13 protein-coding genes and 1 tRNA gene are annotated in these 12,616 nt (G+C 42.0%); 12 read left to right on the top strand and 2 right to left on the bottom strand.

The window, feature by feature from the left end; translation table 11 throughout:
• The first annotated feature begins 75 nt into the window (after window positions 1–75).
• The 8 genes from ECA01S_RS05750 to ECA01S_RS05715 all read left to right on the top strand — a co-directional run bounded on the left by ECA01S_RS05750 (window position 76) and on the right by ECA01S_RS05715 (window position 7,358).
• A complete protein-coding gene (locus ECA01S_RS05750; RefSeq protein WP_067392485.1) occupies window positions 76–1,335 on the top strand; it encodes a DEAD/DEAH box helicase in 1,260 nt (419 codons plus the stop codon).
• 57 nt (window positions 1,336–1,392) lie between these two features.
• Complete coding sequence (locus ECA01S_RS05745; protein WP_067392482.1) at window positions 1,393–4,104, top strand: sigma-54-dependent transcriptional regulator; 2,712 nt, start codon at window positions 1,393–1,395, stop codon at window positions 4,102–4,104.
• A gap of 146 nt (window positions 4,105–4,250) precedes the next feature.
• Window positions 4,251–4,571, top strand: a complete 321-nt coding sequence (locus ECA01S_RS05740) for a PTS sugar transporter subunit IIB (RefSeq protein WP_067392481.1) — start codon at window positions 4,251–4,253, stop codon at window positions 4,569–4,571.
• A gap of 31 nt (window positions 4,572–4,602) precedes the next feature.
• Window positions 4,603–4,923 (top strand): PTS lactose/cellobiose transporter subunit IIA, encoded by a 321-nt coding sequence (locus ECA01S_RS05735; RefSeq protein WP_067392478.1) that lies wholly within the window; start codon window positions 4,603–4,605, stop codon window positions 4,921–4,923.
• 83 nt (window positions 4,924–5,006) lie between these two features.
• Entirely contained in the window at window positions 5,007–6,437 is a 1,431-nt protein-coding gene (locus ECA01S_RS05730) for a PTS sugar transporter subunit IIC (protein WP_067392475.1), read from the top strand.
• Between the two features lie 79 nt (window positions 6,438–6,516).
• Window positions 6,517–6,741 carry a hypothetical protein gene (locus ECA01S_RS05725; protein WP_067392473.1) on the top strand — a complete coding sequence of 75 codons (225 nt, stop codon included), beginning with the start codon at window positions 6,517–6,519 and terminating at the stop codon, window positions 6,739–6,741.
• Between the two features lie 15 nt (window positions 6,742–6,756).
• Window positions 6,757–6,945, top strand: a complete 189-nt coding sequence (locus ECA01S_RS05720; protein WP_067392470.1) for a DUF3188 domain-containing protein — start codon at window positions 6,757–6,759, stop codon at window positions 6,943–6,945.
• Complete coding sequence (locus ECA01S_RS05715; protein ID WP_067392467.1) at window positions 6,945–7,358, top strand: DUF3284 domain-containing protein; 414 nt, start codon at window positions 6,945–6,947, stop codon at window positions 7,356–7,358. The genes ECA01S_RS05720 and ECA01S_RS05715 overlap by 1 nt, the downstream gene beginning before the upstream one ends.
• A gap of 80 nt (window positions 7,359–7,438) precedes the next feature.
• On the opposite strand, the gene ECA01S_RS14710 is transcribed toward ECA01S_RS05715, so the two are convergent.
• Window positions 7,439–7,573, bottom strand: a complete 135-nt coding sequence (locus tag ECA01S_RS14710) for a hypothetical protein (RefSeq protein WP_281176646.1) — start codon at window positions 7,571–7,573, stop codon at window positions 7,439–7,441.
• Between the two features lie 123 nt (window positions 7,574–7,696).
• On the opposite strand from ECA01S_RS14710, the gene ECA01S_RS05710 reads away from it, so the two are divergent.
• A tRNA-Arg gene (locus ECA01S_RS05710) sits at window positions 7,697–7,770 on the top strand.
• Between the two features lie 43 nt (window positions 7,771–7,813).
• Here the strand turns inward: ECA01S_RS05710 and ECA01S_RS05705 are convergent.
• A complete protein-coding gene (locus tag ECA01S_RS05705) occupies window positions 7,814–9,223 on the bottom strand; it encodes a L,D-transpeptidase family protein (protein ID WP_143139546.1) in 1,410 nt (469 codons plus the stop codon).
• 210 nt (window positions 9,224–9,433) lie between these two features.
• On the opposite strand from ECA01S_RS05705, the gene gloA2 reads away from it, so the two are divergent.
• The 3 genes from gloA2 to ECA01S_RS05690 all read left to right on the top strand — a co-directional run bounded on the left by gloA2 (window position 9,434) and on the right by ECA01S_RS05690 (window position 12,579).
• A complete protein-coding gene (gloA2, locus tag ECA01S_RS05700) occupies window positions 9,434–9,805 on the top strand; it encodes an SMU1112c/YaeR family gloxylase I-like metalloprotein (protein ID WP_067392461.1) in 372 nt (123 codons plus the stop codon).
• Window positions 9,806–9,897: 92 nt separating this feature from the next.
• Window positions 9,898–10,377, top strand: a complete 480-nt coding sequence (locus ECA01S_RS05695; protein WP_067392458.1) for a DUF6530 family protein — start codon at window positions 9,898–9,900, stop codon at window positions 10,375–10,377.
• Between the two features lie 12 nt (window positions 10,378–10,389).
• Window positions 10,390–12,579, top strand: coding sequence for an AAA family ATPase (locus ECA01S_RS05690; protein ID WP_067392455.1), 2,190 nt, complete (start codon window positions 10,390–10,392; stop codon window positions 12,577–12,579).
• Window positions 12,580–12,616: the final 37 nt, after the last annotated feature.

Below are 12,616 nucleotides of genomic sequence, written 5' to 3'. Positions count from 1 at the left end.
AAAAAGGTATACTACCAATAGAATGTAAAGAGGGACTGCATTTATCATGACAGTCCTTCTTTTTTTGAGAAAAGGATGAAAGATATGTTGAATGAATTATTACCAGCTTGGCAAAAGATGTGGGAAGAAAATGGGTTTGGTGCCCCCACGGCTATCCAAGAGGCCGTCTTTACCCCACTAAAAGAAGGCACTTCCGTTTTGGGTATCTCACCCACCGGCTCCGGTAAAACACTGGCCTATTTATTGCCACTCATGACACGAGTGCAAAAAGGGGCGGGCAATCAATTGCTAGTGCTAGTTTCTTCTCAGGAGTTGGCAATCCAGATCACCAATGTGGCTCAAGCCTGGAGTGCGCCTTTAGATTTGAAGGTTCAAAGCTTGATTGGTGGCGCAAATGTGAAACGTCAAATCGAGAAGCTGAAGGAACGTCCAGAAATTCTCGTTGGTACGCCGGGACGCGTCTTAGAGTTGATTAAACAGAAAAAACTGAAAAGCCATCTACTAGAGATGATTGTGATGGATGAAGTGGATCAGTTGTTAGCCGAAAATCATTTCAATTTGATTCAAGATATCCTGCGCAGTGCCCCTAGAGAATACCAGCTCGCCTTTTTCTCAGCCACTGCGGACCGTGTCTTGACCGAAGTTACCACCAACTTTAGTAACGTGGCCGTCATTGACACCAGAGAGGCTGATCAATCGGCTGGCGAGGTTCATCATTATTATCTAGAAACTACCGTGCGTAAAAAAGTCGATCAATTAGCACGTTTAAGTCGAATTGACGGATTTCAAGCAATGGTCTTTTTCAATCAGTTGGCCGACTTGGGTGCCGCGGAAGATAAATTATTGTACGAAGGAGTTCCCGTTGTCAGTTTAGCTTCTGACCAAAATAAACAACTACGGAAGATGGCAATTGACCGCTTTAAAGACGGGCAAGCCAGCTTGCTTTTGACTACCGATTTAGGTGCCCGAGGATTAGATTTTGCCGCATTACCTTATGTGATTATGTATGAGCCACCGCTGTCAGTTGAAAGTTACATTCACCGCTCTGGACGAGTGGGCCGTATGGGAGCTGCCGGCACGGTGATTACACTCTTAGCTTCCCATGAAAAACGCGACTTGCAAAAAATCACCAAGGAAGCAGGCGTGGCACTACAAGCCGTCTATTTACACAGTCGTCAGTTAACCACAACTCGGCCAGAAAAGGAAACCGTGGCTACACCGCTAGTCAAGGAACGCCAGCCGAAAGAAAAATTACACACTGTTACACAGAAAGTAGAAAAAAAACAGAAAAAACGAAAAAAGAACCAAAAAAATAAAGGATTACGGCGCAAATAAGCGCCGTTTTGTGTTAAAATCGAGCTAGCGTGTAACACGCACGTTAGGAGGTTTCTGATGAAATCAAGAAAAGAAGAGATTCTAAACCTTGTAGAGACAAGTAAAAAGCCGGTTTCTGCTAGCGAAATAGCCAATTCATTGGCGATTGACCGCACGAATGCCAGCCGTTACTTGAATGAACTCTTCAAAGAAGAAAAAATAACAAAAACAGAGACTAGACCAGTCTTGTATGGTGCCCGTTCAATTGAGGAAGTCCATGTGGACCATTCTACTGAAGTCACCTTTGAGAATTTGGTAGGGGTCAATGATTCATTAAAAGTTAGTATCCAGCAAGCGAAAGCTGCTATCTTATATCCGCCACGGGGATTGCATACCATTATTTTTGGGCAGACCGGTACCGGGAAGTCACTTTTCGCAGAATGTATGTATCATTTTGCCATCGATTCGCAAACTTTGAATGCGAATGCTCCTTTTATAAGTTTTAACTGTGCTGATTACGCACAAAACCCGCAACTGCTATTCGGCCATATTTTTGGCGTAAAAAAAGGGGCTTTTACCGGTGCCTCAGAAGATCGTGTCGGCTTGATTGCGCAAGCGAATGGTGGGATTTTGTTCCTAGATGAAATCCATCGCTTGCCACCAGAAGGTCAAGAAATGCTATTTACCTTTATTGATAAGGGTGTCTATCGGCCTTTAGGGGAAAGCAGTCAAGTTCATGAGGCCTCGGTTCAAATCATCGGAGCAACTACCGAGTCTTCTGAAAGCTTTTTAACCACCTTTAATCGGCGGATTCCTATGGCTATTACATTGCCTTCCTTAGAGGCGCGGTCATTAGATGAACGTTATGAGATTATCAGTCTATTTATCAAACAAGAAGCGAATCGGTTGAATCAACGGATTGATGTAGAACGGGAAGCTATTTTGGCCTTCATGCTCTATCAAGCTGAAGGAAACATTGGTCAAATCAAGCGTGATCTGAAACTTGTTTGTGCCAAAGCCTTTCTTCATTACCGCACACATAATGAAAAAAGTTTGGTGATTCGTAAAGAAGACCTCAGTTTGAATGTTCAAAAGGGATTGCTGCGAATCAAGGAACTCCCTGACCGGATGGATCGTTTTGTGGAAAGTAAGAGTAATTATCTTTCCTTTGAGCCAGGGGCTAAAGAAGTCGTTTGGTCACAAGATCCTACGCGAAATATGCAGGTCTACAATGATATTGAAGAAAAAGTTTCTTCATTAGCAGAAGACGGCCTGGAAAGTGTCGATTTGGAGCAGTTGATTTCAAGAGATGTCGATGCGTATTTCCAAACGTATGTGGAAGAGTTGACGCAAAATCCTGTGCATAAAGAATTGATTCCTGAAAAAATTTGGGAACTAACCAACCGTTTGTATGATATTGCGGAAGAACGCTTAGCTCGTAACTATAATGAAAAGGCGCGTTTTGCCTTCGCCCTACATTTGCAAAGTACCATTGAACGAGTGAAGGAAGGGCATTTAATCGTCCATCCAGACCTCAACAATGTCCGTAAGAATATGAAACAGGAATTCCAAACTGCGTTGGATCTTTCTGCTATCATTGAAGAGGAAAATGAAATTGAGATTCCTTTTGATGAGATCGGCTTTATCAGCATGTTCTTGTCCATTAATGTCGGTGATATGGAAAAAGTTCAAGAAAATCATGTGGGGGTTGTAGTTTTGATGCATGGTAATTCCACCGCTTCCAGCATGCTAGAAACGGCGCAGGAACTTTTAGGGACTTCTACGGGAACGGCTATGAATATGCCTTTAACAATGGAAGTTCAAACCATGTACGAGAAGCTCCGCAACTATGTGGACACTAACCGCAGTGCCCTCACAAATGGGATGTTACTACTAACCGATATGGGTTCCTTAAACTCCTTTGGTAATATGATTTATGAAGAAACCGGTATTCGGACAAAAGCCATCACCATGAGCAGTACCATGATTGTCCTGGAAGCAATTCGGATGGCGACAGTTGGTCGGAGCTTGGAAGATATCTATCAAAATATTCAGATGTCCTTTGAAAGTATCGTGCGGGAGCAATTCCGGAATGGAACGCGTCAGCGCGAGGGCAAAAAAGCAGTAGTTGTCACTTGTTTTACTGGCGAAGGCGTTGCTACCCGGCTGTATCAACGAATTCGTCCGGTGATTGATCCAGATAAGGTGGAAATCATTCAGATGCAGTTTCTAGAACGAGAAGCCTTCAAAAAACATATTGATAGTTTAATGGAAGAATATGAAATCAAGGCCATTGCCGGAACGGTAAATGTCGAGTATCAAAATATTCCTTTCTTTTCCGCCTATGATGTCTTTGATGATGAAAAGCTAAATATGCTGAAGCGGATTGCTTCTGATGAAGTACCAGTCGAACAAATCGTGCGTTCTTTAAATGGGGCTATCACTACCGTGGATTCCATTCAAAAATTAATTGTACTTTTACAAAAAGTGGTTCATCAGATTCAAAGCGACCTGCATGTGATTGTTGAGCCTGGTGTAGATGCCGGTATTGTGATCCATCTGGCCTTTTTAGTGGACAGTATTCTAAATGGGCAGCCAGCGCGGGAGTTTGATCAGCTAGCCAAATTCATAAAAAAACATCGCTTGGAAACGGATGTTATCCGCACCAATCTGATGCCCTTGGAAAAATACTATCGTATCAAGGTATCAGAAGGTGAGATCGCCCATTTAACCAATATGTTTTTAGAGAATAAAATAAAGAGTTCATTAGATTTCACACACAACAGCTAGTGTGCATTCTCATTTTGTTGAGTGTGTACACAATGTGTATAGACCAAAACCCTAACATTATAAGGTTTTGGTCTATTTTTATTTTGGCACGGTAATTGCTTTATATAATTAGTGTAAAGCACAAAATAAGAAGGGAGTGTAACAAAATGGCAAAGAAAACAATTATGTTAGTTTGTTCTGCTGGTATGAGTACAAGTTTACTTGTAACAAAAATGCAAAAAGCGGCTGAAGCCCGTGGTATGGATGCGGACATCTTCGCAGTATCTGCTTCTGACGCGGACAACAACTTGTCGGCTAAAGATGTGAACGTTTTACTATTAGGCCCTCAAGTTCGTTTCATGAAGTCACAATTTGAACAAAAGCTGGCACCTATGGGCATTCCGTTGGACGTCATCAACATGGCAGACTACGGTATGATGAATGGTGAAAAAGTGCTTGATCAAGCGATCCAATTGATCGGCGAATAATCAAGTAAACAGCGAGAGGAGCTTATTTAAGTTGGAAGATCAAAAAAATCTTGAAGCCATCATGGGGTTGATCATGTATGGTGGAAATGCAAAAAGCGATGCAATGGAAGCGATTCAAGCAGCGAAAGAAGGAAACTTCGAATTAGCTGATCAAAAAATCGCAGACGCAGAAGCTTCATTAGTACAAGCACATCATTCTCAAACAGAGATGTTGACACAAGAAGCACAAGGAAATCATGTAACTGTGACACTATTAACAGTTCACAGCCAAGATCACTTGATGACTTCAATTGCTTTCACTGATTTAGCAAAAGAAATCATCGATTTATATCGTCGTCTAGACGCTAAATAGAACTATGGGATTTTGAACGGGTCCCATCCCTTTTGATGTAAAGAGCAATCTTTATATAAATTATTTTTATAGGAGGAAGAAAAATGAACGCTTTAACAGCATGGCTTGAAAAACACATCTTGCCAGTAGCCGCTAAAATCGGGGCGCAAAAACACTTAGTTGCTTTGCGTGATGCTTTTATCGGTACAATGCCAGCTACTATGGCCGGTGCGATCGCCGTAATGATCAACGCTATTATTCGTGATTTACCGCCAGCATTCTGGCCAAGCTACGATGGGAACACGATTCCAGTAATCAAACAAATTATCGGGGTCAACGGATATGTATGGAATGGTACATTAGCCATCGCCGGTTTGATTTTTGCCTTTTCATGGGGCTACAACTTAGCACGTGCATACAATGTGCCGGACTTAGCCGGTGGTATCGTATCACTTGCAGCATTTATCCAAGGGATCAGCTTTGGTCCAAGTAACACTGCCGCTTTAGGTGTAGATGTACCGCAAAACATTGCTGATGCAATCAACAACTCTGGTGTTGGTGCAACAATCGCTGACGGTAACATCTCTGTTGGTCTATGGGGTTGGTTGAAACTAGACCACTTAAACGGGAATGCTTACTTTACCATCATGATTATCGGGGCTTTAGCAACGATTATCTATGCGAAATTAATGTTAGCTGATATTACTATCAAAATGCCTGAACAAGTACCTCCTGCAGTATCTAAAGCATTTGCGGCTATCTTGCCAGCATCTATTGCTTTATATGTAGTTGCAATCATTAACTTTGTTGTTGCACAAGTAACTGGTGGTCAATTGATCATCGACCTTGTACAAAAATACATCGCGGAACCATTCTTGGGCTTATCTCAAGGTTTTGGTGCCTTAGTAATCGTGCAGTTGGCAATCCAATTGTTCTGGTTCTTCGGTATCCATGGTACCAACGTAATGGCACCAGTACTAGAAGGTATCTGGGGCGTAGCACAATTGAAAAATATCAACGTCTTCCAAGAAGGCTACAATGGTCTTAAAGGGACTGACGCTGTCTTAGCCGCTATCAAAGATGGCCAAGCTTATTACTGGGTACGTGGTTCATTCGATGCCTACACAATGTTTGGTGGATCCGGTGGTACGATCGTCTTGATCATCGCCATCCTATTATTCTCTAAACGTGCTGACTACTTAACAGTTGGTAAATTGTCATTAGGACCTGGTATCTTCAATATCAACGAACCTATCATGTTTGGTATGCCAATCGTATTGAACGCAATTATGTTCATTCCTTTCTTGGTAGCACCAATCGTGACAACCGCTATCGGTTACTTCGCAACTACCGCAGGTTTAGTTGCACCAGTATCACAACAAGTACCATGGGTAGTACCACCAATCTTGCTGTCATTCTTGGCAACAGGGGCTGACTGGAGAGCACCAATCGTAACAATTATCTGTATGGTTGTGTCATTCTTCATCTGGGTACCATTCGTTATCTCTGCTAACAAATTGGAAGCAGCTGAATAATTGTGTTAAACTAAATAAAACCTATGCAGTTGCTTTCGCTTAGCGGAAGCAACTGTCATTACATAAAGGAGCGGAAAAAATGATTGAAATTAGCGTAGCATTGAACCAAGACCAAGTAATTGAATTATTGAACAAATATGATCAAGACGGTATTACTTTTACTTTTAAAGAGAAAAAAGGTATTAAATTATACTTTGAAACAAGCGCAGATGATTTGGAAGCAGCTGCTAAAGCAGCAAAAGCTGAAATCAAAACACAACCATGGGGTAGCGTATTGTACTTCCAATCTACACCGGCAAAATAGAAAGAGATGAGAGAAATGGTCAAAAATGGCTTATTTATAGCAAGTATCGGGTTTATCATCATCATGCTAGCTGTGAACCCAACGTCTTTGGAATATGATCTATTGAGTATGACGACAGGCGTCTTTTTAGTAGCGGTTGGCGGCTATTTCTTCTTCAAAGGCCGTAAGAAAGATGCAGCCGAAAAGAAGAAGGTGAATAACTGATGGAAATCGTTAAAGAAATGAATGTACCCGCTACTTTCTTCTTTGATAAGGTGACTGATTCTGTTTTATATGATATCCAAAAACAGACAGGAAAAGCCGTCAATAAGAAGCAACTAAATAATTTTGAGTATGTGAAAGAATTTTCTCAAAACAGTCGCGCGAAAATCACCATCGAGAAGTTTGTTGAAAATGAAGCTTATCATTTCCGCACTTCTACTACGAGAAATGATTTTCTAGTGGAATACGATGTGAAACGAATTGATGACCGTCGTTGTCAAGTACGTTACCGTGAAACCATGAAGTCTTACGGTTTCATGCAACAAATGAACGATATGGTCCTAGGTGTCGTCGTAGGCTTCTTAAGAAAACGTCGTTTCAAAAAAATGTTGCAGATGATTGAAACGTCTTATTAAATCTATGAAAGTAAGGGTGCCCTTGTAGGCTCCCTTTTTTCATGAAAAAAACACGACCTTTGGCAGGCCGTGTTTAGTCATTATTCTTTTTCAGACTTAGGGTCTTCCTTTTGTTCTTCTTTGTCGAGGGCATCCTTGATAATCTCTTTGGTCTTTTTTTGCTTCTCATCAATACGTTCCGTAAAGATTTCTTCTTTTGACTTATCCTTATCCATGCTGTTTCCTCCTTTTAGTTACTACTTTAATGATAGCATAGGCAGCGGATGATGATAAATGATTTGCCTTTGATGGAAAAGCATTGACACAATATAGGGAAAAATCTACAATAAACATTGTCTGTTCCCGTAGCTCAGTAGGATAGAGCGAGCGCCTCCTAAGCGCTAGGCCATCGGTTCGATTCCGGTCGGGAACGTAAAAAAGGTGGGTACGCATCATAGCGTATCCACCTTTTTTTGTTATACTGCTTCACCATGGTCAACTGGTTTATCGAATTCGCCAGGTGCATCATTGTAAATATCACCATAGATAATAACCGGTAGACCATCGGGGGCTTGTTCAAAGATTTTTTTGACTTGATCGCCAGGTGTGTTGATACAGCCGTTACTGCCTAAGTTGGTCTTATAGGCTTCTTTGTCTCCAAAAGCTTCGGCTTTATAATCAGCATCGTGAATCCCAATTTGGGTAACGACCCCACCATAACTTAAAAGTGGCATCCAGTATTTTACAGGAACACTATATTTCGTACCATCTAACATAGTACCTTCTAAACTAGTGTCGGTATCATGGTACATGATGGTATGGAAACCGGGTACCGTAGCTGTCCCTTTATTATAGCGACCTGTTATCACATCAGTATCGACGACTTTTTTACCATCTTTAAAGTAATACATTTTTTGATCGTTCAAATCGATTTCAATATAGTTGTTTTTTACTTCGGAATTTTGGCCAGTGTAACCAACTAACGGAGCATCAATCGTTTTAGTCATTTCTTTGCCTTTAACGGCATCTACTAAAGCAGTCTTTGTTTGATCGGTATCCATTCCCCAACCATAAGCACCATTATTTTTATATTTCTTAGTATCTCCATGGATATTAGTGAAAATAATTGGTTTGTTCAAAGAGCTATATTTAGCATTCAGTTCGTCCACCCAGTCATTTAAAGGGGTAGCATCAATGGAACCATCTTCCTTAAGAGAGGATTTCAAAACATCTTTAGGGAGGGACGCCTCGTTACCATTGATTGTCAGCGTGATATTCTTTTCCATTGTTTGGTTAAGCTTATCTGCTTGAGCAACTAATTTTTCATCCTCTTTAGTGACTTCAGGTTTTTTATAGAAGTCACTTGCTTCGTAGCGATCAGCCTCTTTTTCAGAAGCGGCCTCTTGTAAAATCTTGTCGATTAAAGCAGCCTTGTCAATCTCAGTCCCTTGCTTTTCTGGTTCAATGACGAACTTGTCATCCTTATAAATCAGTTTTGCATTTTGACTGGCTTCGCCTTCTGGAAAGGCTAGATTTTCCAATTCACTCTTTAGCTGAGTCTCAAATTCTTGGTTATTTTCCAATTTTACATCGAATTTTTTCACTTGATTTTTCAAGGAATTTTCTTCGATCTGGAAGCGTTTAGGTAGTTCTACTTGAAATTCTTGTCCATTAGCCTCAATCGTGACAGTTTTAGGTGCATTGAGTTTTTCTAATTTTGCTTTGGCATCCGCAACGGTCATCATCCCAATATCAATGGATTCAGCTTTGGCAGTTGGTAAGAAACGAGAGTCGAAAAAGACATATCCGCCGACCCCAGCAATCGCCACTGCCGCAACAGGAATCAGCCACCATTTCTTACGAGATTTTTTATGTTTTCTAGTCATGAACAGACGAACCTCCATCCGTAAATTTTCAATATAGTGTCATTATTATAGCATAGAAGCCAGTGGAAAAGGAGCTTGGTCGCGAGCTTAATAAAATTTTGACTATTTAAAAATAGCACGTTTTAAAGATTAAATGAAGTTTTCTGCTTTGGCAAATTTCTTTTGTTCTAGGCGCTTTTTTGATAGGTTAAGTAAGAGGGGGAAATCAAGATGAGATTAGATACTTTGCACCATATCGCCGTGATTGGCACCGATTATAAACGAAGTTTAACTTTTTATCAGAAGCTGGGCTTTCAGGTGGTTCAAGACCAAAAACGGCCTCATGATCGTAAGATTGACTTGCATTTAGGGAAAATCCAGTTAGAACTCTTTATCAAGCCAGCGGCACCTAAGCGCCCTAGTTATCCGGAAGCGGCGGGCCTAAGACATGTTTCTTTCTTTGTGCCAGATGTAAAGGAAGCAGTGGCATGGCTTAGCAGTTTAGGTATCAGCTGTGAACCGCTTCGCATCGATCCCGATACCCAAACTGAAATGACTTTTTTTCACGATCCTGATGGCTTACCTTGGGAACTCCATGGATAAAAGGCTGAACTTGACCGATAAAGCATTCTGCGTTATTATCTAGTAAATTAGTAACGCAGTAATTTAGTAAATTACTAAAAGGAGAATGACAAATGGAAATTCCTACAAATTTGAAGCACAAACCAGTAATTGTTGTGGAAGACTATGAAAAAGTTGATGGCCGCCGCGCATTTGATACTGATGCAAAGGGACTTTCATTAGGGTTAGCCCAATGGAATGAACGAGGAAAAGTTGATATATCTGGTAAAGTTTGGCGACATACAGGCGAAAAATGGTCTCGTCAGTCAGAAGAACTACCCATCAACCGCATTTTAGATTTGGCGATTTTAACCGCACGTACCTCCCTTTATTTACAAGATGCGTATCGGTATGAAAAATTTTATGACCCTGAAAATCCTCAAATCGATATCATCGGAGTTCAAGGAAATCGCATGACTGTCGAAGTTGATACGAAAAATCCTATGATTGATGAAGATATTTTGCTCTTGCACGATGCTTTTCAACAAGATGGTGAACTATTAGGGGAACGTTATCGCATTTTGAAACGCTTATTAGAAGAACTAGGTTATTAAGGAGGAAGTCGCATGGATACGATTCTGACCCATGGACGGCAATTTACAACGGAAGAACAAGCCATGATTTGGCAAAAGCCTGCCAGTCATATTGATAGTCTGGAAGAAGAGCGGATTGCTGAGGAAATTGCCCTAAACTGGCAGGATCCTGAAATGAAACTGATGAATATTTTATTAGAAGGCGATGCCGGTTCTGGTAAGACACAATTAGCTAAAGCATTATCCGCCGATTTACAGCTGCCTTACACCAAAGTAACTTGTTTTGCGGATATGGATAAGTCCGATGTTTTCGGCGCACTGTTGCCAGTGATTGCCACGGATGAAGTAGCAGACCAGGCTGTCTTAGAGGCCATTTATGCCACTGATAGTTTGGAGGCAGTCATTCAATTTTTAATGACGACTTATGATCTGCCGCATAACGCTGCTAAAGAACGTTTTGCTGAGCTGGTGGATCGTTTGGATGATGAGTCCACCGTGGAGTATAAGTTTTATCCATCGGAAATTGTTCGGGCTTTGGAAAAAGGCTACCTTTTAGAAATTCAAGAACCATCTGTTATTCGCGATGCTTCTGTTTTAGTGGCGCTTAATTCAGCACTAGAGCCTAATGGCAGCCTTAATATTCCTACTGGGATCGTACCACGTCACCCTGATTGTGTGGTGGTGGTGACGACTAACCGTAGTTATGAAGGCAATCGTCCATTGAATGAATCTTTACGGGACCGGATGCAGCATGCTGAAAAGATGAATTTGCCGACACTGGATACAATGGTTGAGCGGGCGCAAGGGAAAACAGGCTACCAAAATCAACCGATTTTAAGCAAAATGGCGGAAATCATTACCTTGTTAGACACCACGGCGAAAGCCAATGGCATCAAAGGTGTTGCTGGGATGCGGTCTTATCTTTACTGGGTTAATACCGTTAAGCAAGAACAAGATCCGCTAGATACCATCTGGCCGAAAGTTTTGTATAAAATTTCTACCGATGATGCAGAGATCATTATTTTACAAGAAGCCCTAGATCAATCGCGGCTGTTAGTGGAGCTGCGCGAACTTTGGATCGGTGCAGCTACCGCCATTCGCACGCAGCAATTGACACAGGGGCGTCTGCTTTCAGAAGAAGAAGCGGCAGAACGCGGCGTCGAAGCTACGGACACCTTAGTGGGTGAGTCGGAGGAGAAGGAAACAGAAGAATCCGAGCCAGCAGGCACGCCGCGGGAACAGCCAGAAATGGAAGCTGAGCGCAAAGAACAAGCGGGGGCTAGCCAACAAGGGGAAGAAGTGGAAACCAACACTGCCGGTACGCAAGCAGCACCTGAAGAAATCAAAGATGAGAAGCTGCAAAAAAGAGAACTGAACCGGGAAGCGCGGGAGATTTTGAAGGATTCCGTCCACAAAAAAGAGGGGCTGATCGTTCATCGACCTGAGGCTACGCCGGCAGATGAAACAGAAGCTGCTAAATTTATGCGGGAGATTTTACCCACGGTTGAACAGCTTTCTCGTAAAGTATTAGCATTGCTAGAAAAAGAAGAACGGGCTGGTTATCAAACAGGCAAGTATTATGGTACTCGCTTTAATGCTAGTAAAGTAGCGCAAGGCGATTACCGCTATTTTGATAAGAAAAATCCGCCTAATATCCAACCTTCTTTAGCGTTAGCTTTACGGGTGGATGAATCAGGCTCCATGTTACGGGATGACCGTATTACCGCAGCAAAACGTGCCGCTTTAGCAGTCGCCGAATTTGCGGAACGCGTGGGGATTCCCTTCATGTTAAATGGCGATACCGCTGATTTGACGGCGAAGGAAAAGACCTCCATTTATTCTTATAAAGAGTTTACGGAAGATTATAGTGGTTTACCTGGGAAAATCATGACCATGAAGCCGCGGCAAAATAATCGCGATGGTGCGGTCTTGCGGGTGATTGCGGAAAAATTAGCGCGCCAGCAAGCCACCACTAAGCTATTGATCAGTATCAGTGATGGTCAACCTAAGGCGTTACCGGATTATACCGGAACAAAGGCCCGTGAAGATATCCAAGAAGTTCTGACGGACTATGAACGTCAAGGTGTTCTATTTTTAGCCGCCGCAGTGGGTGAAGATAAAGAACAAATCCGGGAACTGTACGGAGAAAATCATTTTATTGATATCACAGACTTAGAAACCTTTCCGCAACAGCTGATGCAGTTGATTGCCCGTTATCTCTAGCGGTTGGGACAGAAGTGTTTATTGGGATAGAAGGAGT

The sequence above is a fragment of the Enterococcus canis NBRC 100695 genome, assembly GCF_001544375.1.
Lineage (GTDB): Bacteria > Bacillota > Bacilli > Lactobacillales > Enterococcaceae > Enterococcus_H > Enterococcus_H canis.
This window is presented reverse-complemented; position numbering and strand designations above follow the sequence as displayed.

Bases quoted from the DNA above. Each gene is read 5' to 3' on its own strand.
- gloA2 (WP_067392461.1), top strand. From the start codon at position 9,434: ATGAGATTAGATACTTTGCACCATATCGCCGTGATTGGCACCGATTAT.
- ECA01S_RS05690 (WP_067392455.1), top strand. From the start codon at position 10,390: ATGGATACGATTCTGACCCATGGACGGCAATTTACAACGGAAGAACAA.
- ECA01S_RS05695 (WP_067392458.1), top strand. From the start codon at position 9,898: ATGGAAATTCCTACAAATTTGAAGCACAAACCAGTAATTGTTGTGGAA.
- ECA01S_RS05705 (WP_143139546.1), bottom strand. From the start codon at position 9,223: ATGACTAGAAAACATAAAAAATCTCGTAAGAAATGGTGGCTGATTCCT.
- ECA01S_RS05740 (WP_067392481.1), top strand. From the start codon at position 4,251: ATGGCAAAGAAAACAATTATGTTAGTTTGTTCTGCTGGTATGAGTACA.
- ECA01S_RS05750 (WP_067392485.1), top strand. From the start codon at position 76: ATGAAAGATATGTTGAATGAATTATTACCAGCTTGGCAAAAGATGTGG.
- ECA01S_RS14710 (WP_281176646.1), bottom strand. From the start codon at position 7,573: ATGGATAAGGATAAGTCAAAAGAAGAAATCTTTACGGAACGTATTGAT.
- ECA01S_RS05730 (WP_067392475.1), top strand. From the start codon at position 5,007: ATGAACGCTTTAACAGCATGGCTTGAAAAACACATCTTGCCAGTAGCC.
- ECA01S_RS05745 (WP_067392482.1), top strand. From the start codon at position 1,393: ATGAAATCAAGAAAAGAAGAGATTCTAAACCTTGTAGAGACAAGTAAA.
- ECA01S_RS05720 (WP_067392470.1), top strand. From the start codon at position 6,757: ATGGTCAAAAATGGCTTATTTATAGCAAGTATCGGGTTTATCATCATC.
- ECA01S_RS05725 (WP_067392473.1), top strand. From the start codon at position 6,517: ATGATTGAAATTAGCGTAGCATTGAACCAAGACCAAGTAATTGAATTA.
- ECA01S_RS05715 (WP_067392467.1), top strand. From the start codon at position 6,945: ATGGAAATCGTTAAAGAAATGAATGTACCCGCTACTTTCTTCTTTGAT.